Annotated in this window: 23 protein-coding genes; 22 read left to right on the top strand and 1 reads right to left on the bottom strand. The window is 36.5% G+C overall.

The genetic code is table 11. The annotated features are described in order from the left end of the window. The first annotated feature begins 24 nt into the window (after positions 1 to 24). Genes spoIIIAA through B5P40_RS12215 form a run of 8 tightly spaced genes read left to right on the top strand, consistent with a single transcriptional unit; the run spans position 25 to position 5237 of the window. Positions 25 to 951: a stage III sporulation protein AA gene (gene spoIIIAA, locus B5P40_RS12250; protein ID WP_002088576.1), complete on the top strand. Its 927-nt coding sequence runs from the start codon at positions 25 to 27 to the stop codon at positions 949 to 951. Continuing rightward, positions 945 to 1460 carry a stage III sporulation protein SpoIIIAB gene (spoIIIAB, locus tag B5P40_RS12245; RefSeq protein WP_002088574.1) on the top strand — a complete coding sequence of 172 codons (516 nt, stop codon included), beginning with the start codon at positions 945 to 947 and terminating at the stop codon, positions 1458 to 1460. Before spoIIIAA ends, spoIIIAB begins: the two co-directional genes overlap by 7 nt. A gap of 14 nt (positions 1461 to 1474) precedes the next feature. Next, on the top strand, positions 1475 to 1678 hold the full coding sequence (gene spoIIIAC / locus B5P40_RS12240; RefSeq protein ID WP_000020914.1) for a stage III sporulation protein AC: 204 nt from the start codon (positions 1475 to 1477) through the stop codon (positions 1676 to 1678). Positions 1679 to 1701: 23 nt separating this feature from the next. Continuing rightward, the gene (spoIIIAD, locus tag B5P40_RS12235) at positions 1702 to 2085 is read left to right on the top strand and encodes a stage III sporulation protein AD (protein ID WP_078172833.1); all 384 of its coding nucleotides are present in this window, start codon (positions 1702 to 1704) and stop codon (positions 2083 to 2085) included. 10 nt (positions 2086 to 2095) lie between these two features. Next, positions 2096 to 3268 carry a stage III sporulation protein AE gene (spoIIIAE, locus tag B5P40_RS12230; protein ID WP_002033983.1) on the top strand — a complete coding sequence of 391 codons (1173 nt, stop codon included), beginning with the start codon at positions 2096 to 2098 and terminating at the stop codon, positions 3266 to 3268. 12 nt (positions 3269 to 3280) lie between these two features. Further along, a complete protein-coding gene (gene spoIIIAF, locus B5P40_RS12225) occupies positions 3281 to 3913 on the top strand; it encodes a stage III sporulation protein AF (RefSeq protein WP_002015059.1) in 633 nt (210 codons plus the stop codon). Continuing rightward, positions 3903 to 4565 carry a stage III sporulation protein AG gene (spoIIIAG, locus tag B5P40_RS12220; protein ID WP_002088572.1) on the top strand — a complete coding sequence of 221 codons (663 nt, stop codon included), beginning with the start codon at positions 3903 to 3905 and terminating at the stop codon, positions 4563 to 4565. Before spoIIIAF ends, spoIIIAG begins: the two co-directional genes overlap by 11 nt. 15 nt (positions 4566 to 4580) lie before the next feature. Next, positions 4581 to 5237, top strand: a complete 657-nt coding sequence (locus tag B5P40_RS12215; RefSeq protein ID WP_002015062.1) for a SpoIIIAH-like family protein — start codon at positions 4581 to 4583, stop codon at positions 5235 to 5237. Positions 5238 to 5295: 58 nt separating this feature from the next. On the opposite strand, the gene B5P40_RS12210 is transcribed toward B5P40_RS12215, so the two are convergent. Beyond that, positions 5296 to 5493 carry a hypothetical protein gene (locus B5P40_RS12210; protein WP_012261697.1) on the bottom strand — a complete coding sequence of 66 codons (198 nt, stop codon included), beginning with the start codon at positions 5491 to 5493 and terminating at the stop codon, positions 5296 to 5298. Positions 5494 to 5964: 471 nt separating this feature from the next. On the opposite strand from B5P40_RS12210, the gene accB reads away from it, so the two are divergent. From accB to spo0A, 14 genes are all read left to right on the top strand, one after another. Beyond that, on the top strand, positions 5965 to 6453 hold the full coding sequence (accB, locus tag B5P40_RS12205; RefSeq protein ID WP_002129047.1) for an acetyl-CoA carboxylase biotin carboxyl carrier protein: 489 nt from the start codon (positions 5965 to 5967) through the stop codon (positions 6451 to 6453). Between the two features lie 16 nt (positions 6454 to 6469). Next, positions 6470 to 7822 (top strand): acetyl-CoA carboxylase biotin carboxylase subunit, encoded by a 1353-nt coding sequence (gene accC, locus B5P40_RS12200; protein WP_002015065.1) that lies wholly within the window; start codon positions 6470 to 6472, stop codon positions 7820 to 7822. Positions 7823 to 7844: 22 nt separating this feature from the next. Then, positions 7845 to 8237 (top strand): Asp23/Gls24 family envelope stress response protein, encoded by a 393-nt coding sequence (locus tag B5P40_RS12195; protein WP_000807630.1) that lies wholly within the window; start codon positions 7845 to 7847, stop codon positions 8235 to 8237. 348 nt (positions 8238 to 8585) lie between these two features. Then, entirely contained in the window at positions 8586 to 8978 is a 393-nt protein-coding gene (gene nusB / locus B5P40_RS12190) for a N utilization substance protein NusB (RefSeq protein ID WP_002067080.1), read from the top strand. 23 nt (positions 8979 to 9001) lie between these two features. After that, a complete protein-coding gene (gene folD / locus B5P40_RS12185; protein WP_002067081.1) occupies positions 9002 to 9862 on the top strand; it encodes a bifunctional methylenetetrahydrofolate dehydrogenase/methenyltetrahydrofolate cyclohydrolase FolD in 861 nt (286 codons plus the stop codon). A gap of 26 nt (positions 9863 to 9888) precedes the next feature. After that, entirely contained in the window at positions 9889 to 11247 is a 1359-nt protein-coding gene (gene xseA, locus B5P40_RS12180; protein WP_002015068.1) for an exodeoxyribonuclease VII large subunit, read from the top strand. Next, positions 11237 to 11467: an exodeoxyribonuclease VII small subunit gene (xseB, locus tag B5P40_RS12175; protein ID WP_000428422.1), complete on the top strand. Its 231-nt coding sequence runs from the start codon at positions 11237 to 11239 to the stop codon at positions 11465 to 11467. The genes xseA and xseB overlap by 11 nt, the downstream gene beginning before the upstream one ends. Continuing rightward, the gene (gene ispA, locus B5P40_RS12170) at positions 11467 to 12360 is read left to right on the top strand and encodes a (2E,6E)-farnesyl diphosphate synthase (RefSeq protein ID WP_002129045.1); all 894 of its coding nucleotides are present in this window, start codon (positions 11467 to 11469) and stop codon (positions 12358 to 12360) included. The genes xseB and ispA overlap by 1 nt, the downstream gene beginning before the upstream one ends. Before the next feature lie 308 nt (positions 12361 to 12668). Beyond that, complete coding sequence (gene dxs, locus B5P40_RS12165) at positions 12669 to 14561, top strand: 1-deoxy-D-xylulose-5-phosphate synthase (protein ID WP_002129043.1); 1893 nt, start codon at positions 12669 to 12671, stop codon at positions 14559 to 14561. 3 nt (positions 14562 to 14564) lie between these two features. Then, positions 14565 to 15404 (top strand): TlyA family RNA methyltransferase, encoded by an 840-nt coding sequence (locus tag B5P40_RS12160; protein ID WP_002015074.1) that lies wholly within the window; start codon positions 14565 to 14567, stop codon positions 15402 to 15404. 142 nt (positions 15405 to 15546) lie between these two features. Beyond that, positions 15547 to 15996 carry an arginine repressor ArgR gene (gene argR, locus B5P40_RS12155; protein ID WP_002015076.1) on the top strand — a complete coding sequence of 150 codons (450 nt, stop codon included), beginning with the start codon at positions 15547 to 15549 and terminating at the stop codon, positions 15994 to 15996. A gap of 270 nt (positions 15997 to 16266) precedes the next feature. Next, positions 16267 to 18006: a DNA repair protein RecN gene (gene recN, locus B5P40_RS12150; RefSeq protein ID WP_002088564.1), complete on the top strand. Its 1740-nt coding sequence runs from the start codon at positions 16267 to 16269 to the stop codon at positions 18004 to 18006. Positions 18007 to 18125: 119 nt separating this feature from the next. Continuing rightward, positions 18126 to 19418 (top strand): SpoIVB peptidase, encoded by a 1293-nt coding sequence (gene spoIVB / locus B5P40_RS12145; RefSeq protein WP_113709277.1) that lies wholly within the window; start codon positions 18126 to 18128, stop codon positions 19416 to 19418. 286 nt (positions 19419 to 19704) lie between these two features. Then, positions 19705 to 20499: a sporulation transcription factor Spo0A gene (spo0A, locus tag B5P40_RS12135; RefSeq protein ID WP_002015081.1), complete on the top strand. Its 795-nt coding sequence runs from the start codon at positions 19705 to 19707 to the stop codon at positions 20497 to 20499. Positions 20500 to 20974: the final 475 nt, after the last annotated feature.

Genomic DNA, 20974 nt, shown 5'->3' with positions numbered 1-20974 from the left:
GTCGAGTATAGTGGGGAGAAGCTTATGAAAGAAGTATTAGAAGTTTTACCGAAAACGATGAAACAGTTAGTTGAAGGCTGTAAACAATACGATACTCTAGAGGAAATTCGCGTTCGAATTGGAAGGCCACTAGAGTGTATCGCACATGGAGAAGTGTTTTTCTATGACTATATCGCTACAGCGGAAGATGCGATCCATTTATTGAATAAATTAAGCCAATTCTCAATTTATACGATGGAAGAGGAATTGAAACGTGGATATGTGACACTACGAGGAGGACATAGAATTGGCCTAGCTGGAAAAGTCATTACAGAAAAAAGTGCAGTGAAAATGATTCGGGATGTCTCTTCTTTTAATATTCGTATTGCCCGTCAAAAAATAGGGATTGCTGAGCCGCTTCTGCCATATCTTTATGAATCGCGATGGTTAAACACGATGGTAATTGGCCCACCGCAAACGGGGAAAACAACACTTTTAAGAGATGTAGCACGCTGTATGAGTCAAGGTGTAAGTGCTTCGAAAATTCCTTCATGTAAAGTGGGGATTGTTGATGAACGATCAGAAATTGCGGGTTGTGTGAAAGGAATCCCGCAATATGACTTTGGCGTGCGAGTAGATGTATTAGACGCTTGTCCAAAAGCTGAAGGAATGATGATGATGATTCGTTCTATGAGCCCAGACATATTAATCGTAGATGAAATTGGACGTAAAGAAGATAGTGAAGCGATTATGGAGGCGGTACATGCAGGTGTTCAGCTTTTTATAAGTGCACATGGATTTTCTTATGATGACGTTGTGAAACGTCCATCGTTACAGGCGGTGCTGGAACTTGGTGTATTTGATAGGTTTGTGGAATTATCAAAAGCGAGAGGGCCAGGAACAGTTATGCAAGTGAAAGATAGAGATGGAAAACCAGTATTATCCCATAGAAAGGTTCAAGGCGTATGGTGAAAATATTTGGTGCGGTATTAATAGTTGCTGTTAGCACTTTTTTCGGATTTTCATACGCTAAAAGGTACAGTGAGAGACCGCGGCAACTTAGGTTATTGAAGGCAGCATTGCAATCATTAGAAGCTGAAATTATGTATGGACACACGCCGTTATCTGAGGCTGCAGAGCGTTTAGTCAAACAAATGCCGAAGCCGTTAAATTGGATATTTCAAAGCTTTTCGAAACGGCTAGAGGACGGGGAGCAAACAGTTAGAGAAGCTTGGATTGATAGTTTGAAGGAGAACTGGACGTTAACGGCGTTTAAACAAACCGAGTATGAAATCTTACAACAATTTGGTGAAACACTTGGACAACATGATCGTGAATCACAGCAAAAACATATTCGCTTATGTATTACACATTTGGAGAGAGAAGAAGGAGAAGCGAAAGCATTACAACTACAATATGAAAAAATGATAAAGAGTTTAGGGGTACTAGCAGGGCTACTTATCGTAATTTTACTGCTATAGGGGGGAGAAAGGCGATGTCCATTGATGTTGGATTAATATTTCAAATCGCCGGAATCGGCATTGTTTTAGCTTTCATTCATACTGTACTAAAAGAATTAAAGCGAGAGGATATTGCAAATTGGGTTATCCTTGTCGGTTTTGTCGTTATTTTGTTTCATGTTGCATTTTTAATTAATACTCTATTCGACAAGATTAAAAGTGTCTTTCTCTTCCAGTAAAGGAGGCGGTTCGAATCGAAATTATACAAATTGTCGGATTAGGCCTCGTTGCTACATTTTTAGCTGCTGTTTTAAATCAGCATAAGTCTAGTATTACATCGTTATTTATTGTGTTCATTGGTAGCATGATGTTTCTTCTCTTAATCGATCAAATTCATTCTATTTTACAAATGATTGAGAGAGTGGCGAGTGAAGCGAAGGTTAGCAACGTATATGTAGAAACGTTATTGAAAATTATAGGGATTGCTTATATCGCTGAGTTTGGTGCGCAAATTACAAAGGATGCTGGTCAAGGTGCAATCGCTTCGAAAATTGAATTAGCTGGGAAAATCTTAATTCTCGTCATGGCAATTCCTATTTTGACGGTTGTAATTGAAACAATTCTCGGTTTTTTACCTACGGGATAAGGGGGAGTGAATGTTGAGGAAGTTTGGAGCTAAGCTATTATTTGCTTGCTTCCTTTTCTTTTCTTTACCGATTGTTGTACAAGCTTCTCCTATAGAAACAAACGTCGTTGATCAACAATTGGATAAGCTCGGAATTGAAGATGTGAAGCAATTTTGGGACGGGCTTGTTACAAAGTATGGAGGCTATTTACCAGAGAGTCAAAAAGGAAGCTTTATGGAGTTTGTAAAGGGAGAAAAAGAGTTCTCCATAAAAGAGTGGATGATAGGTCTACTAAAATATTTATTTCATGAGCTTGTTGCAAATGGAAAGTTACTTGGAACGCTCATTATGCTCACGATTTTCAGTGCATTGTTGCAATCGTTGCAATCTGCTTTTTCAAAGAGTAGCGTGAGTAAAATCGCTGATGCAGTCGTATACATGGTACTTATTATTTTCGCTTTAAATAGTTTTTATGTCGTCATGACATATGCAAGAGAGACGATACAAACAATGGTAGATTTCATACTAGCGTTATTACCAATTTTACTCGCACTCATAGCAACAGGCGGCGGTGTTGTTTCTGTATCGTTTTTTCATCCGATTATCATTTTCTTAATGAATACGAGTGGGCTTCTTATGAACTATATCGTTCTACCACTTTTATTACTTGCAACTATATTAAGTATTGTAAGCACGATGAGTGATCAATATAAAGTTACGAAATTGTCCAAGCTTTTGCAAAACGTTAGTGTTGGGATTATTGGTATCTTTTTGACGGTTTTTTTAGGCGTATTATCTGTACAGGGAACAGCGTCAGCCGTTGCTGATGGTATAGCTGTGAAAACGGCTAAATTTGTAACAGGAAACTTCATTCCTGTAGTAGGAAGGATGTTTACTGAGGCGGCGGATACTGTTATTAGTGCATCTGGATTATTAAAAAACACAGTCGGAATTATCGGGCTCGTTATTTTATGCTTAATTGTCGCTTTCCCAGCGATTCAAATTTTTTGTATCGCGTTTATTTATAAATTCGCAGCAGCAGTATTGCAACCGGTAGGCGGAGGAGCAATTATTCAATGTTTAGATATCATTGGACGAAGTATCATTTACGTATTTGCTTGCTTAGCTATCGTATCATTTATGTTCTTTTTAAGTATCACAATTATTATTGCTGCCGGGAACATTACTCTCATGATGCGGTAGGAGGTGAAGAGTATGCAATTTGTTACAGAGTGGATTAGAAATATTATCGTTTTTTTACTCTTAGCGACAATGCTTCATCTTATTCTTCCAAATTCAAATTTGCAAAAGTACGTTAAATTCGTTGTAAGTCTATTGTTAGTCGTATTAATTTTAACGCCTCTATTTAAGTTGTTACAAACAGATGTAAATGAAGTTATCGCAAATTTCAATGAGGAAAAGTACGTAGCAGATGGATCTGTAAAAAATTCGATAGATTCGAAGAAAAAAGAAATACAAGCTCTAACACGTGCATATAGTTTAGAAGAGATGGCTACCAAAATGAAAAAAGACGTAGGAAAAGAGTTTGAGAAAAAGTATGGTATGACAGTCTCTGAAATACAAATAGTCGCAGTGGAACATGCAGAAGAAGTAAAGTCAGCGAAAGATATTCAATCTGTTGTTGTGACGTTGAAAGAAAAAGAACGTAGTAAAAATGATGCAATCGAAACAGTAAAGCCAATTGAAATTAATATGAAAGAACCTCCAAAAAAAATAGAAGAAACGAATGTAGAAATGAAAGATTTCTTTTCAAGCAGGTGGCAACTAGAGGATAAACAAATCCAAGTTCAGATGGAAGGGAGGACAGGTAGCGTAAATGGACAATAAAGATAAAAATTCGAGGTTCTCATTTTTTCGAAACTTATTAAATGGGGATGGAAAAGAAAGTAATGAGAAGGGGAAAAAGGTAACACCTAAGTTTTTGCTTGTCCTACTCATACTTGGGATTGCGCTTATGTTTTCTAGTAATTTCTTATCACCTAAAAAAGAAGAAGTGCCTGTGTTTAAAGAAAAGACAAGTCAAAGCCAAGATAAAGATGTACCAACTTTCGGTCAAAAAAACAATGATAATATGTCAAATGTAGAAAAATACGAAAAAGCGTATGAACAAGAATTGAAAGCTTCTTTAGAAGAGATAGCCGGAGTAAAAGATGTAACTATTAAAGTGAACTTAGATTCATCTGAAGAAAAAATACTCGAGAAAAATACAGTAAAACGTTCACAAACGACAGGTGAAACTGATAAAGCAGGCGGGAAAAGGGAAGTAGAAGACGAGTCTCTTGATGAAAAGACAGTCATTATACGTGAAGGTGATAAAGAAACTCCAATTGTTTTGCGAACAGAGAAACCGAAAGTACGAGGTGTTCTGGTCGTAGCAAAGGGAGTGGATAATATACAAATAAAAGCAATGGTAAAAGAAGCTGTGACGCGATTATTAGATGTACCAGCTCATCGCGTTTCAGTATCACCGAAAAATTGATAGGGAGGAAATAAAGTGTTAAAAAAACAAACGGTTTGGCTATTAACGATGTTAAGTTTAGTGGTTGTACTATCTGTTTATTACGTAACAACTCCTGATAAAATGAATACAGCAGCACCGGCAACGGGTGAAAAGATGGGACAAGAAAAGCAAGGTGTTGATAAAGCAGTTACAAAAGAAACAACGAAAGAAACTACAAATAAAGAGACAACAAAAGAAAATACAAGCAAGGAAACTACAAATAAAGAAACAGACAAAAAAGAGAATGACAAAAAAGAAACAAGTAAAAAAGAGGCTAGCGTAACAGTTCAATCAAGCGATGAGAATTTTACAGCGCTACGTATGCAAATGGAAGATCAGCGTAGTGTAGAGAAAGAAAAGTTACAAAATGTAATGAAGTCATCAAAATCTTCAGCAGAAGAAAAGAGTAAAGCGAAAGATAATCTTGATGCAATCACTACGATGGAAACGAAGCAACAATTACTTGAGACAGTGATTAAATCTCAAGGCGGATATAAGGATGCTCTTGTAAGAGCTGATGGAACGGACATTAAAGTAACAGTTAAATCGGCAAAGCATTCACAAAAAGAAGCGAATAAAATTATTCAGCTCGTAAGAAGTGAAGGTGGTTCAAAAGATGTAGGTGTGAAATTTGATCCATCAGTAAAATAAATTGAAATTATAATAGGTGTTGCTGCTTCAAATTAGATAAAAGAATAATAGAAAAAAGCTATCGTTTTCGATAGCTTTTTTCTATTTCATCTTTGCAGTTGTATTTAGTATTTTCAATTGGAAACGGGGAAATACGCTGTGAGTAAAAGATTAATGGTTCGTGATGATGGTGATTAGTTTTTCCAGATTTGACGTGAATGAAGAGGACCAATGTCCAAATCACTACGGCAGGCAAGAACAGGATGAGCCATATCATATGTCCGCACCTCACTACAATAAATTTGCTACACTTTGAACATACTATTCTTTTATGAAGGAAGAATGAACGGCGCGTAAACAAAAAAATAATATTTGGTAAAAATATGTTTTTTTACCGTAGATAAAATGAAGAATGCTGAGGGAATTACGTTTTTACACTTTGCAGTTTTGAAAAAGTAAAGAATGTTTTTTAGGAAGTGGTCTTGCCAATTTCGTGTGAAACTTGGTATTATTACTAGGTAATAATTTTTTAGTGGAATAATATTTTTACAGGAATTTCGATTTATAATAAAGAAATATAAATTGGAATGTTTAAAAAATTTAGCGTAAGATGGGAATAGTAAATATTTCTATTAGTAAATGTCATAGGAATAAATTTTCTAATAGAATGCATCGTATTTTTACAGTAAATCAGTTTGATGCCAATCTGTAAAAACGGGACAAACAAGAGTATGGGAGTGGATTTTACATGTTTAAAATTCAAGAAGTTCGTGAATTAATTAAATTAATTGATAGCTCTAATATTGATGAATTTGAATACAAAAAAGACGGTACAACAATCAAAATGAAAAAACGTGGTAATGAAGTAGTTACTGTGCAAGCACCGGTAACGAAACAGGTAGTACAGCCAGCAGCATCTGTCGAAGTAGAAACAGCAGTAGCGGCAGCGCAAGTAGAAGCGCCAAAACAAGAAGAGAAGACAGCTGTTCAAAATGAAAACCTACATAAAATCACATCACCGATGGTAGGGACATTTTATTCCTCTTCTTCGCCTGATACACCTCAATATGTAAGTGTTGGGGACAGAGTATCGAAAGATTCTATCGTATGTATTGTTGAGGCTATGAAATTATTTAACGAAATTGACGCAGATGTAGAGGGCGAAATTGTTGAAATTCTTGTTAATAATGGACAGCTTGTTGAGTATGGACAACCGCTATTTCTTGTAAAAGCGTAATAAGGGAGTCTTTGTGATGATAAAAAAAGTATTAATAGCCAATCGTGGGGAAATTGCTGTACGAATTATTCGTGCTTGTAAAGAAATGGATATTGAAACAGTTGCAATTTATTCAGAAGCAGACAAAGAGTCACTTCATGTGCAAATTGCAGATGAAGCGTATTGTGTTGGACCAACGATTTCAAAAGAAAGCTATTTAAATTTGACGAACATTATTAGTGTTGCGAAATTAACAGGTTGTGATGCAATTCATCCGGGATATGGATTTTTAGCAGAGAATGCAGATTTTGCAGAATTATGCCGTGAGTGTAACTTGATTTTTATCGGTCCAAGCCCAGAAGCCATTTCAAAGATGGGCACAAAAGACGTTGCACGTGATACAATGAAAGAAGCAGGGGTTCCGATTGTACCAGGTTCACAAGGGATTATTAAAAATACCGAAGAAGCGATCGAGCTTGCTAATCAACTTGGATATCCAGTTATCATTAAAGCGACTGCAGGTGGCGGCGGAAAAGGTATTCGTGTTGCGCGCCATGAAGAAGAGCTTGTAAAAGGAATTCAAATTACACAGCAAGAAGCCAGTACCGCTTTTGGGAACCCTGGTGTATACTTGGAGAAGTACGTTGAAGATTTCCGCCATGTTGAGATTCAAATAATGGCAGATACACATGGAAATGCCATTCATTTAGGAGAGCGTGATTGTACAATTCAGCGCCGTCTGCAAAAACTATTAGAAGAAAGTCCATCACCTGCACTTGATGAGAATATTCGCAAGCAAATGGGTGAGGCAGCAGTTAAAGCGGCGGTAGCGGTTGATTATACAGGTGCTGGTACGGTTGAGTTTATTTATGAATATAAAACGAAAAGCTTTTATTTCATGGAGATGAATACGAGAATCCAAGTTGAACATCCAGTTACTGAAATGGTAACAGGGATGGATTTAATTAAAGAACAAATTCTTGTTGCTTCTGGAGAAAAGTTATCGTTACAGCAAGAAGAAGTACAATTTAATGGTTGGGCAATGGAATGTCGAATTAATGCGGAAAACCCTGCCAAAAAATTTATGCCATCTCCAGGTAAAGTAGAAATGTACTTACCACCAGGCGGATTTGGTATTCGCGTCGATTCAGCTGTATATCCGGGATATTCAATACCACCTTTCTATGATTCGATGGTTGCTAAATTAATTGTTCACGGAAAAACACGTGAAGAGGCAATTGCAAAAATGAAGCGAGCGCTCAGTGAGTTTGTCATTGAAGGCGTACATACAACAATCCCGTTCCATTTGCAATTGCTAGAGCATCCTGATTTTGTAAAAGGTGAGTTTAACACGAAATTTTTGGAAGAGCATGAACTTGTGACGCAGTGATACATTAAAGGAGGTTTTTTTCATGGCTGAACATATGTTAGATATGGGTCAAGATACAACTCTTGGAAAAGTAGAAATTGCACCAGAAGTAATCGAAGTAATTGCAGGTATTGCAGCTGCTGAAGTAGAAGGTGTAGCGGCAATGCGTGGTAATTTTGCTACAGATGTTGTTGAGAAGTTAGGTAAGAAAAATCATGGTAAAGGTGTAAAGGTTGAATTAGCAAACGAAGATATTATTGTTGACCTTTATGTTGTGATGTATTTTGGTGTAGCGATTCCGGTTGTTGCACAAAAAATTCAAGACAATATTCGCCAAGCACTCTTTACAATGACAGGACTTGAGCCAAAAGAAGTGAACGTTCACATCGTTGGCGTAACATTCGAAACACAAAAAACAGAAATCGAACCAGTGTAAGAGTGGAAAAAGGTGCCTAGTAAAATAGGCATCTTTTTTATCGTTTCATTTCTTCACAAATTAAAACCCTCTAATTATTATACTATTTCAAAAAAAAAGAAAAATAAAACGGTATGTTTCATTTTTCCAAAAAACGTACATTGTGATAAGATATGGAACTTGAAGTTAATCTTTTTATTATTTTTCAGCCTTGTACCCCGTGTGTGAAACGATAAATTGTGTTATTATCATTGTATTATAAGGTTGGAAAATCAATGAAAACTGCAAGAGTAAGTGAATTGACGGCTTATAAATTATAATAATATAACAAAACATAAGGAAAGACTTGAAGTATAAAGGAGAGTTACAATGAAACGTAGGACGGCTAGAGAAAGAGCAATGCAAGCATTATACCAAATGGATATTACAGGTGAATTAGAACCGAAAGTAGCGGTGGAAAATACGCTAGATGAAGGCGAAGAAACAAATGAGTTTCTAGAATCACTTGTTGTAGGATTTGTAGACAACAAAGAAGAGATTGACGCAGCAATTCGTCAAAATTTAAAAAAGTGGAAGCTTGAGCGTATTAGTATTGTTGATCGCAGTATTTTACGTGTAGCTGTGTGTGAGATGAAATACATGGAAGAAATTCCGCACAATGTAACAATTAACGAAGCAATTGAAATCGCAAAAACATTTGGGGATGAGGAATCTCGTCGTTTTATTAACGGCGTTTTATCTAATATAAAAGATACACTGTAATTTCTTTAAGGGGGAAACTTAAAATGGTAGCAGTAATCATCAAAGGAAATGAAGTTGCGGAGAAAAAACGAGCACAATTAAAAGAAAAAGTTGTGAAGTTAAAAGAGCAAGGGATTGTACCAGGATTAGCAGTTATTTTAGTTGGAGAAGATCCAGCATCTCGTTCTTATGTAAAAGGAAAAGAAAAAGGCTGTGAGCAAGTAGGAATCTATTCAGAGCTAATAGAACTTCCTGAAACGATTACTGAGGAGCGTTTGCTTGCTGAAATCGATCGCTTAAATGGAGACGACCGCATTAATGGCATATTGGTACAATTACCTTTACCAAAACATATTGAAGAAAAAGCTATCATTGAAAGAATTTCACCGGAAAAGGATGTAGATGGATTTCACCCAATCAGCGTAGGACGTATGATGACGGGACAAGACACATTCCTTCCATGTACACCGCATGGCATTTTAGAATTAGTAAAAGAAACGAATCTTGATATTTCTGGAAAGCATGTTGTTGTAATTGGAAGAAGTAATATTGTTGGTAAACCAGTGGGGCAACTGTTTTTAAATGAAAATGCAACTGTCACATATTGTCATTCTAAGACGCAAAATATAAAAGAATTATCGAAGTTAGCTGATATTTTAATCGTAGCCGTTGGACGACCGAAAATGGTAACAGCTGACTATATTAAAGAGGGTGCGGTTGTAATTGATGTTGGTGTTAACCGTTTAGAAACAGGCAAACTTTGTGGTGATGTTGATTTTGACAATGTATTAGACGTTGCAGGTTACATTACGCCTGTGCCAAAAGGAGTCGGCCCAATGACTATTACAATGCTTCTTCACAACACTGTGGAGTCTGCAAAGCGTGCAGGTGTTGTTTGTCAATAATTTGAATCGGCTATGAGGAGAGAGAAATGGAGAAACAATATTTAACCGTTACAGCATTAACACGCTATATTAAAACAAAAATAGAGTATGATCCGCATTTACAGTCTGTTTGGTTAAAAGGAGAAATTTCCAACTTTAAATATCATAGTCGTGGTCATATGTATTTTACATTGAAAGATGAAAATGCAAGAATTGCAGCGGTTATGTTTGCGGGTCATAATCGTAACATTAAATTCAGACCGGAAAATGGAATGAAAGTACTTGTAAAAGGAAAGATTTCTGTTTATGAGGCGAGTGGTTCTTATCAAATTTATATTCAAGACATGCAGCCTGACGGAATTGGAAACTTGCATTTAGCTTATGAGCAATTAAAAGTTCGTTTAGAGGAAGAGGGCTTGTTTTCTCAAGTTTATAAAAAAATAATTCCTCCGTATGCTAAAACAATAGGTGTAATCACGTCGCCAACAGGAGCAGCAATTCGCGATATTATAACAACAATTAAACGTCGTTATCCAATTGGAAATGTTATTGTGTTTCCTGTACTTGTACAAGGGGAGTCAGCAGCTCCCTCGATTGTACAAGCAATTCGTACAGCGAATGAAATGGGAGATATTGATGTTTTAATTGTTGGGCGTGGTGGAGGCTCTATTGAAGAATTATGGGCCTTTAATGAGGAAGTAGTTGCAAGAGAAATTTTCACAAGTGAGATTCCGATTATTTCGGCTGTAGGCCATGAAACAGATTTTACAATCGCAGATTTTGTCGCGGATTTACGTGCACCAACACCGACTGCAGCAGCTGAGTTGGCGGTACCTAATACTATAGAGTTACAAGAAAAGGTATTACAAAGAACTCTGAGATTGCAAAGAGCAATGAGAGAGAGAGTACATAAAAAAGAAGAAAAACTGCAAGTGTTACAAAAATCTTATGCGTTCCGTTATCCAAGGCAAGTGTACGAGCAAAAAGAAGAGCAGTTAGACAGGGCTCTTGAACAACTTGTTTTAGCGAAAGAGCGTTATATAGATAAAAAAGTAAATCAATTAAAGCAACTTTCATTTTATTTAGAAAAGCACCACCCGTCTCAAAAAATTATACAAACGAAAACGGCAATTGAAACGTTGCAAAAGCAGTTGCAACGTGAAATGCAAACATTACTTCAAACGAAGGAGTTCGTATTTGTGAGAGCGGCTCAAAAGCTTGAGGTATTAAGCCCGCTTAAAGTAATGATGAGAGGGTATGGGCTTGTATACGATGAAGAGAAACAAGTATTAAAAAGCGTGAAAGATGTTAGCCTTGGAGATGCTGTTTCGGTTCAATTACAAGATGGAATACTAGATTGTAGTGTATCAAGCATAGAGGAGCGTGAATTGAATAATGGAAAATAAGTTAAGCTTTGAAGAAGCAATTTCGCAGCTTGAGCATCTCGTTTCTAAGCTTGAACAAGGTGATGTACCTTTAGAGGAAGCAATTTCTTATTTTAAGGAAGGCATGGAATTATCTAAGCTTTGTGATGAGAAATTGAAAGATGTACAAGAACAAATGGCAGTTATCCTTGGGGAAGATGGAGAGCTTAAACCGTTTACTGCTTTAGGAGATGAAGCATAGTGACACATATAGCTTTTGATGCTTTTTTGAAAGAGAGTAAAACTTTCGTAGAAGAAAAGCTTGTAAGCTATGCAAATGAATTACAATGTCCAAATGTGCTTCGTGAAGCGATGGCATATTCTTTGGAAGCGGGTGGGAAACGTCTCCGCCCGTTACTTTTATTTGCAACGTTACAAGCGTTTGGGAAAGAAAGAAATCTTGGAGTGGGTGCAGCTTGTGCCCTTGAAATGATTCATACATATTCGTTAATTCATGATGATTTACCTTGTATGGATGATGATGATCTAAGACGAGGAAAGCCTACAAATCATAAAGTATTTGGTGAAGCAATGGCAGTTTTAGCGGGAGATGGTTTGTTGACATATGCTTTTCAAGTTATTATGGCATATGAGCAAAAAGAAATCTCTGCTGAAAAAAAAGTAAGACTTGTACTTGAGCTTGCGAAAGCAGCAGGACCTGAAGGAATGGTTGCTGGACAAGTGGCAGATATGGAAGCTGAAGGAAAACGACTTACAATTAATGAATTAGAGTACATTCATAATCATAAGACAGGTAAACTGCTTGAGTTTGCTGTACTTGCAGGCGCGATACTTTCTGATGCTACAGAAGAGCAAGAAGAGAAGTTACTTGCATTTGCGAAATATATCGGTCTAGCTTTCCAAATTAGAGATGATATTTTGGATGTAGAAGGAACAGAAGAAGAGATTGGAAAACCGATTGGTAGTGATGCTTCCAACGAGAAGAGCACATATACGACGTTATTTACTGTAGATAGAGCAAAATCTATTTTAGAGGAGAAAATTGCAAAAGCAAAAGCTTCTATTAGCTCCTTACAATTACAAGATGAATATTTACTATCTATTTGTGATTTAATCGCAAAACGTAATAACTAATATAACAGCGTTTCCATTTGTTGAGTCATTCATCATTTTATGATATAAATGTAGGAAAAGGTTTTTCTTTTCTTGTTATTGGCAAAAATATATGTAGATTACATTGCCGTTATCACTTCGTGTTAGCGGCTATTTTTTTCATCACGTAAAGAAATATGATGTATAATATGATAAGTGAAAAAATGGAAGTGTTTTCTGAAAGCAGGACAAGATAAAAAGAATAGAAAAGATAATTTCTTGTGTTGTGTAAATGTTTCTTATAATATTTGACATGTTGACAGATTATGAAATGAAAGTGAGTGATCCATGTGGATCTAACGCAAATTCAAAACCCTAGTTTTTTGAAAGATATGTCTATCAGTGAACTAGAGGGGTTGAGTGAGGATATTCGTAAGTTTTTAATTGAAGAGCTCTCTCAAACAGGTGGACATATTGCACCTAATTTAGGTGTAGTAGAACTCACAATTGCTCTGCATAAATTATTTGATAGTCCGAAAGATAAGTTTTTATGGGACGTAGGACATCAATCCTATGTACATAAAATTTTAACAGGGCGTGCGAAAGAATTCGGCACATTAAGGCAATACCAAGGTCTATGTGGTTTTCCAAAACGCTGTGAGAGTGAGCATGATGTTTGGGAAACTGGTCATAGTTCAACGTCGTTATCTGCTGCAATGGGAATGGCTCTAGCACGTGATTTAAAGAAAACGGAAGAATACGTTATACCAATCATTGGCGATGGTGCATTAACAGGCGGAATGGCTTTAGAGGCATTGAACCACATTGGGCATGAAAAAACGGACATGATTGTTATTTTGAATGACAATGAAATGTCAATTGCACCAAACGTCGGTGCACTTCATAATGTACTTGGTCGTTTACGTACCGCAGGGAAGTACCATTGGGTAAAAGATGAACTAGAGTATATATTGAAGAAAATCCCAGCAGTCGGCGGGAAAGTTGCTGCGACAGCAGAGAAAATAAAAGATAGTCTAAAATATTTACTAGTATCAGGCGTCTTTTTTGAAGAATTAGGCTTTACATATTTAGGTCCGGTCGATGGGCATGATTATGAAAAGTTATTCGAAACGTTGCAATATGCAAAGAAAACAAAAGGCCCAGTACTTGTTCATGTTATTACGAAAAAAGGAAAAGGTTATAAACCAGCTGAAAGTGACGTTATTGGAACTTGGCATGGAACAGGATCGTATAAAATTGAGTCAGGTGACTTCGTTAAACCGAAAGAAGTTGCACCAGCATGGAGTGCTGTTGTTAGTGAAACAGTGCTTAAGCTAGCGAGAACGGATGAACGTATCGTTGCAATTACGCCTGCAATGCCTGTTGGATCGAAACTTGAGAAATTCCAAAAAGAATTTCCGGATCGCATGATTGATGTAGGTATTGCAGAGCAGCATGCTACAACAATGGCAGCTGGTATGGCAACACAAGGGATGAAGCCGTTCTTAGCAATTTATTCAACATTTTTACAAAGAGCATATGACCAAGTTGTTCATGATATTTGTCGCCAGAATTTAAACGTTTTTATTGGAATAGATCGCTCTGGATTAGTAGGAGCAGACGGTGAAACGCATCAAGGTGTATTTGACATCGCGTTTTTACGTCACTTGCCGAATATGGTGCTTATGATGCCGAAAGATGAAAATGAAGGTCAACATTTAGTATATACAGCGATGCAATACGAAGATGGGCCGATTGCTTTACGTTATGCACGCGGAAATGGACTTGGCGTTCAAATGGATGAAGAATTAAAGGCGATTCCAATCGGTACATGGGAAACGTTAAAAGAAGGCACACAAGCAGCAATTTTAACGTTTGGTACGACAATCCCGATGGCAATGGAAGCAGCTGAGCGTCTTGAACAAGCTGGAATATCAGTGAAAGTAGTGAATGCTCGCTTTATTAAGCCGATGGACGAAGCATATTTACATGAGCTTTTAGGGAAAAATATACCGATTTTAACGATTGAAGAGGCTTGTTTAATCGGTGGCTTTGGAACGGGAGTAGTTGAATTTGCTTCTGAGAACGGATACCATAGTGCTTTAATTGAACGAATGGGTATTCCTGATCGCTTCATAGAGCATGGTAGTGTAACAAAACTGTTAGAAGAAATTGGTTTAACAACAGATGCTGTTGTAGACCGTATTCATACAATGATTCCATCAAAACAAAAAAGGGCGTAACAAATGAGCGTAAAAAAAGAAAGAGTAGATGTACTATTAGTAGAGCGAGGGCTTATAGAAACGCGTGAGAAGGCTAAACGTGCTGTTATGGCAGGTCTTGTATATGCGAATGAAATGAGACTCGATAAGCCAGGGGAGAAAATCTCACAAGATACGGAGATTACGGTGAAAGGGCAAGTCATGCCGTATGTAAGCCGTGGTGGTTATAAGCTTGAAAAGGCATTAGAAACATTTCAACTTGATTTACAAGATAAGGTTATGATAGATATTGGTTCATCAACTGGTGGTTTTACAGACTGTGCGCTTCAAAATGGGGCGAAGTTATCCTACGCATTAGATGTAGGATATAATCAACTTGCGTGGAAATTGCGTCAAGATGAGCGTGTTGTTGTGATGGAACGAACGAACTTCCGTTACGTGACACCGGCAGATTTAGAGCGTGGTTTACCGCAGTTTGCAAGTATTGATGTTTCATTTATATCATTAAGGCTTATATTGCCGGTTTTAAAAACAATGCTTATGCCAAATGGTGATGTAGCTGCATTGATTAAACCTCAGTTTGAAGCTGGACGAGAACAAGTCGGGAAAAAAGGCATTGTTCGTGATAGAAAAGTACATGAAGCTGTCGTGGAAATGATTGTCGATTTTGCTCTTAAGGAAGGCTATAATATCGAAGGTTTAACATTCTCACCAATTACAGGCGGGGATGGAAATATTGAATTTTTAATTCATCTAAAGTGGCACGGTGAGCGTGAGAATGGCGAAAATCATTCTCCGGTTTCTATTGAGCAAGTTGTTACAGAAGCACATGATGTTCTAAAACAAAAAGGGAAAGGGGAATAACATATGTTGTTCCTCTTTTTGTTGTAATCGTATAATGATTGTAAAAACAATTGTGTACAAGTAATGGATTATACGGTAACATAAATAAATGAAGTATACCAATGTTTAAACTATGGTAAGAGATAGTGTGAGGTGCAAATGTATGAATAAAGGTCAGCGCCATATTAAAATCAGGGAAATTATTGCTAACAAAGAAATTGAAACACAAGATGAACTAGTTGATATTTTACGTAATGTGGGGTTTAATGTAACGCAAGCAACAGTATCGCGCGATATTAAAGAACTGCACTTAGTGAAGGTGCCATTACATGATGGCCGCTATAAATATAGCTTGCCAGCAGATCAACGATTTAATCCGTTGCAAAAATTAAAACGAAATCTAGTGGATTCATTTGTAAAATTAGACACGGCAGGACATATGCTTGTGCTAAAAACATTGCCTGGTAACGCTCATTCACTTGGGGCACTCATTGATCATTTAGAGTGGGATGAGATTGTCGGAACCATTTGTGGTGATGATACTTGCTTAATTATTTGCCGTACACCTGAAGATACAGGTGTTGTCTCTGATCGTTTCTTAAATATGCTTTAACAGAAAAATCTTGTTTACTTTCCTCTGTAAAGTGGAAAGTAAACAAGATATTTTTATTGGCGAAAAATACGGATTTTCAAATACAATACATTATTTTTTTTGAATGAAGTTAGAAAATAGGTGGATTGACCCGTAAAACGAATGTTTGGTACAATGGAGCGGGTTAGAAGAGTAATTTATACATACAAACATATAGTATAACTATTTGAATGAAGAATACTGAGAAAAGCCCTTAATAGGGGATTAGTTTATAACGAGGTGAATGGGGCATTGTTATCGGAATTATCGATCAGAAACTTTGCTATTATTGAGGCATTAAATATTTCTTTTCAAAAAGGTTTAACCGTTTTAAGTGGTGAAACAGGAGCTGGAAAATCCATTATTATTGATGCAATTAGTTTGCTTGTTGGTGGCCGTGGTTCAGCAGAATTTGTTCGATATGGAACAGAAAAGGCTGAGATAGAAGGCTTATTCTATGTAGAAGATGACAAACATCCATGTATCGCAAAGGCAGAAGAGTTAGATATAGAAATAGAAGATGGCATGATTATTTTGAAGCGTGACATCGCTGCGAACGGAAAAAGTGTCTGTCGTGTAAATGGGAAACTTGTTACACTCAGCATATTAAAAGAGATTGGAAAAACGCTAGTTGATATTCATGGACAGCATGAAACACAAGATTTAATGAATGAAGAGCGTCATATGTTTATGCTTGATCATTTTGATGGAAATCGCATTGTTAAACAATTGGGCATATATCAAAATGTATATACAGACTATGAGAAGTTAAAAAAACAGCTGAAATCTTTAAGTGAAAATGAACAACAAATGGCCCATCGTCTAGATTTAATTCAATTCCAACATGAAGAAATTCGTAAGGCGGATTTAAAAATGGATGAAGAATATGAATTGACTGAGGAACGATTAAAAATCTCCAATTTTGAAAAGATTTATAAAGCATTAGGAGATGCGTATCGTTCGTTAAGTGGAGACGGACAGGGATTGGATCACGTAAGAAATGCAATGGGACAAATGGAGAGTATTACGCACTTAGATGAAGCGTATCAAGAAAATCATGATTCTATTGCAAATAGTTATTACTTATTAGAAGAAGTTGCATACCAGCTTAGAGAAAAATTAGATATGATGGAATATGATCCGAAACGTCTAGATGAAATTGAAACACGTTTGAATGAAATCCGTATGTTAAAGAGAAAGTATGGAAATACTGTAGAAGAGATTTTAGCGTATGCTGATAAAATTGAACAAGAAATTTTTACGATTGAAAATAAAGACGTACATATTGAAACGACGAGAAAGCAGTTAACGAAATTAGAAGGTGTTATTGTAAAAGAAGCAACGTTGTTAAGTACTATGCGTCATGAGCTTGCAGATCATCTTACAAGCGCTATTCATCAAGAATTAAAAGAACTATATATGGAAAAAACGAAATTTGAAGTGAGAATTATGAAGAGGGTAGGAAATGTAGAAGAACCTCTCGTGGAAGGAACACCGGTAAAACTTACGGCGGATGGCTACGATCATGTGGAATTTTATATTTCAACGAATCCGGGTGAACCGTTAAAGCCACTTTCAAAGGTCGCTTCTGGCGGAGAGTTATCTCGTATTATTTTAGCTTTAAAAAGCATTTTTTCTAAGCATCAAGGTGTCGCATCTGTTATTTTTGATGAAGTGGATACGGGTGTGAGTGGTCGGGTTGCACAGGCTATTGCGGAAAAAATTTATCGTGTATCAGTAAACTCGCAAGTACTTTGTATTACGCACTTACCTCAAGTAGCTTCAATGGCGGACTCTCATTTATTTATTAGAAAACAAGTGGCGAATGATCGTACGATTACATCGGTTACTGTGTTAAGTACGGATGAAAAAGTAACAGAAATTGCTCGAATGATTTCTGGTGTTGAAATTACAGATTTAACGACAGAGCATGCGAAAGAGTTACTTACGCAAGCGCATCATTTCAAACAGACAGCAGAGGCTATCCAGTAATGGATAGCTTTTTTTTCTCAAATGACGATTTCTTAATTCTTCCGGTTATAAATAAAGCGCTGCAAGGAGAGATTAAAAAGTGAAGCCAAGAGGCTGAATGTGGGGTAGGAGCGAGGAGAGTGAACAAATTGAAATTAGAAAGATTTCGAAAAATAATAGGTCTTTGTCTCCTTGTTTCTCTAGTTTTTATTGGATGTTTTAAACCGCTTCGAACGTTTATTTCATCGCCGAAGCAACTTGTTGTTTTTGAAGGACAACAATTAGAAATAGCATCATTACCAGTTTTTAAGGCTGCATCTATAAATCGTAATGTATTTACTGTAAGTTCAAATGAACAAGAACTTATGGTAAATTCTCACCAAAATGGTGAAGCTGATATGGTGTTTCAACTTGCTGGTTTTCCAGTGAAAAAAGTAAATGTGAAAGTATTAAAAGATTTTAAAGTTATTCCAGGTGGACAATCGATTGGTGTAAAATTGAACACAAAAGGTGTACTTGTTGTAGGCCATCATTTAATTCAAACTGAAAAGGGTAAAGTATCTCCTGGTGAAACAGCTGGTGTACAGATTGGAGATATGATTACTGAAATCAATGGTAAAACAATTGAAAGAATGAGTGATGTAGCACCATTTATTCATAATAGTGGAGAAACAGGTGAACCGCTTAATCTTGTTTTATTAAGAGATGGAAAATATATTCGTGCTAAGCTAACACCACAAAAAGACAATGGTGAATCCTCTTACCGAATTGGACTGTATATTCGTGATTCAGCAGCTGGTATCGGAACGATGACATTCGTACATCCAGATTCCATGAAATATGGAGCGCTTGGTCATGTAATTTCCGATAATGATACAAAAAAGCCAATTCAAGTAGAAGATGGACAAATTATGCGTTCGACAGTAACGTCTATTGAAAGAGGAAGTCACGGGAACCCGGGAGAAAAATTAGCAAGATTTTCACCGGATCGTGAAGTGATTGGTAATATTACAATAAATAGCCCGTATGGTATTTTTGGGAAATTAAACACAGATATGACAAACGGCATAATGGATAAAGCAATGCCTATCGCATTATCCCATCAAGTAAAAGAAGGGCCAGCGAAAATATTAACAGTTATTGATCAAGATAAGGTGGAAGCGTTTGATATTGAAGTTGTTAGTACGGTACCACAAAAGTTCCCGGCTACAAAAGGTATGGTTATAAAAGTGACAGATAAACGTTTACTAGCAAAAACGGGTGGTATTGTACAAGGAATGAGTGGAAGTCCGATTGTACAAAATGGGAAAGTAATTGGTGCGGTTACACATGTATTTGTAAATGATCCAACGTCAGGATACGGTGTTCATATTGAATGGATGTTACATGAGGCTAGAATTAATATTTATGATCAAGAGAAAAAAGCGAGCTAATACATATTAGCTCGCTTTTCTTTTGAAAAATTCGTTGAAATTTTGTAAAAGCTCCGCAAGAGCTGTTTTTTGTTGTAAGATATAAGCAAAGGGTTGAACGTTTCGCTGTAATTCTATGATGGAATGTGTTGCGAAAGTAAAAAAATGAACGATAAACATATTTTTTTGTGATTTTATCGGAAAGTAAGAAACTTTAAAGGGAATTTTCACACAATTGTCGAACAATTCATGTAGCCTAGAAGCTTACACATGTCGGAAGAATCGATTCGGTAAGGGAGGAAAAACTGTGGAGAAAATTAAAGTATGTCTTGTGGATGATAATAAAGAATTGGTATCGATGCTAGAGAGTTATGTTGCTGCCCAAGATGATATGGAAGTTATCGGAATTGCTTACAATGGTCAAGAATGTTTAAACTTATTGAAAGAAAAGCAGCCTGATATACTCGTTTTAGACATTATTATGCCACATTTAGATGGTCTAGCTGTGCTAGAGAAAATGCGACATATTGAAAGGTTAAGACAACCTAGCGTTATTATGTTGACAGCATTCGGACAAGAAGATGTGACGAAAAAAGCGGTTGATTTAGGGGCATCATATTTCATATTAAAACCATTTGATATGGAGAATTTAACAAGTCATATTCGTCAAGTTAGTGGTAAGGAAAGTGCTACTATTAAACGTCCATTACCATCTTTCCGATCAGCAACAACGATCGATGGAAAACCGAAAAACTTAGATGCGAGTATTACAAGTATCATTCATGAAATTGGTGTACCCGCTCATATTAAAGGGTACATGTACTTACGAGAAGCAATCTCTATGGTGTACAATGATATCGAATTACTAGGATCTATTACGAAAGTATTATATCCAGATATTGCAAAGAAATATAATACAACAGCAAGCCGTGTCGAGCGCGCAATCCGTCACGCAATTGAAGTAGCTTGGAGCCGTGGGAATATTGATTCTATTTCGTCCTTATTTGGTTATACTGTATCCATGTCAAAAGCAAAACCTACGAATTCTGAGTTCATCGCAATGGTTGCGGATAAGCTAAGACTTGAACATAAGGCTTCGTAAACGCTGTAATATCAAGGCGTTAAGCGTATTTCATAACAAAATTTAATAACCAACGAATTACGTATGTAGGCAATAAAGTACATAGGTAATTGGCGGTTAATTTAAAAACCTTCTATTTATTGGATTGAAATTTTAATCCCAATAGCTAGGCGGTTTTTTTGTTGTATGAATAACTTTCAGATGAATGTTGAAAACTTTTTGCTTCATATTTAGAAAGAGAATTAAAAGTTACGGATGTTGATAAGGTAAAACCTCTTCATATTCGGACGTATATTAAATATTTAAGGGAACGTGGTAAATACACATTTACATCTAATACAGCTAGTGAACAAATTAATTATCCAACACGTAGAACTGATTATGGAAAGACCATTAGTGAAACAACGATTGCTAATTATCTTCGCAATATTATAGAACAGTATTGTGATAATACTGAAGCAAATTTAATAACAACGTATTTAGAAAGCCCACATTT

Origin of the sequence: Bacillus sp. SRB_8, from assembly GCF_003264205.1 — a bacterium.
GTDB classification, from domain to species: Bacteria; Bacillota; Bacilli; order Bacillales; family Bacillaceae_G; genus Bacillus_A; species Bacillus_A mycoides.
The sequence above is the reverse complement of the archived record's forward strand: the minus strand, read 5'-3'. Positions and strand labels throughout refer to the sequence as shown.

What these genes read in the sequence shown, in the direction of transcription:
- spoIIIAA (WP_002088576.1), top strand. Translation starts at nt 25, where the DNA reads ATGAAAGAAGTATTAGAAGTTTTACCGAAAACGATGAAACAGTTAGTT.
- spoIIIAB (WP_002088574.1), top strand. Translation starts at nt 945, where the DNA reads ATGGTGAAAATATTTGGTGCGGTATTAATAGTTGCTGTTAGCACTTTT.
- spoIIIAC (WP_000020914.1), top strand. Translation starts at nt 1,475, where the DNA reads ATGTCCATTGATGTTGGATTAATATTTCAAATCGCCGGAATCGGCATT.
- spoIIIAE (WP_002033983.1), top strand. Translation starts at nt 2,096, where the DNA reads ATGTTGAGGAAGTTTGGAGCTAAGCTATTATTTGCTTGCTTCCTTTTC.
- spoIIIAF (WP_002015059.1), top strand. Translation starts at nt 3,281, where the DNA reads ATGCAATTTGTTACAGAGTGGATTAGAAATATTATCGTTTTTTTACTC.
- spoIIIAG (WP_002088572.1), top strand. Translation starts at nt 3,903, where the DNA reads ATGGACAATAAAGATAAAAATTCGAGGTTCTCATTTTTTCGAAACTTA.
- B5P40_RS12210 (WP_012261697.1), bottom strand. Translation starts at nt 5,493, where the DNA reads ATGATATGGCTCATCCTGTTCTTGCCTGCCGTAGTGATTTGGACATTG.
- accB (WP_002129047.1), top strand. Translation starts at nt 5,965, where the DNA reads ATGTTTAAAATTCAAGAAGTTCGTGAATTAATTAAATTAATTGATAGC.
- accC (WP_002015065.1), top strand. Translation starts at nt 6,470, where the DNA reads ATGATAAAAAAAGTATTAATAGCCAATCGTGGGGAAATTGCTGTACGA.
- B5P40_RS12195 (WP_000807630.1), top strand. Translation starts at nt 7,845, where the DNA reads ATGGCTGAACATATGTTAGATATGGGTCAAGATACAACTCTTGGAAAA.
- nusB (WP_002067080.1), top strand. Translation starts at nt 8,586, where the DNA reads ATGAAACGTAGGACGGCTAGAGAAAGAGCAATGCAAGCATTATACCAA.
- folD (WP_002067081.1), top strand. Translation starts at nt 9,002, where the DNA reads ATGGTAGCAGTAATCATCAAAGGAAATGAAGTTGCGGAGAAAAAACGA.
- xseA (WP_002015068.1), top strand. Translation starts at nt 9,889, where the DNA reads ATGGAGAAACAATATTTAACCGTTACAGCATTAACACGCTATATTAAA.
- xseB (WP_000428422.1), top strand. Translation starts at nt 11,237, where the DNA reads ATGGAAAATAAGTTAAGCTTTGAAGAAGCAATTTCGCAGCTTGAGCAT.
- B5P40_RS12160 (WP_002015074.1), top strand. Translation starts at nt 14,565, where the DNA reads ATGAGCGTAAAAAAAGAAAGAGTAGATGTACTATTAGTAGAGCGAGGG.
- argR (WP_002015076.1), top strand. Translation starts at nt 15,547, where the DNA reads ATGAATAAAGGTCAGCGCCATATTAAAATCAGGGAAATTATTGCTAAC.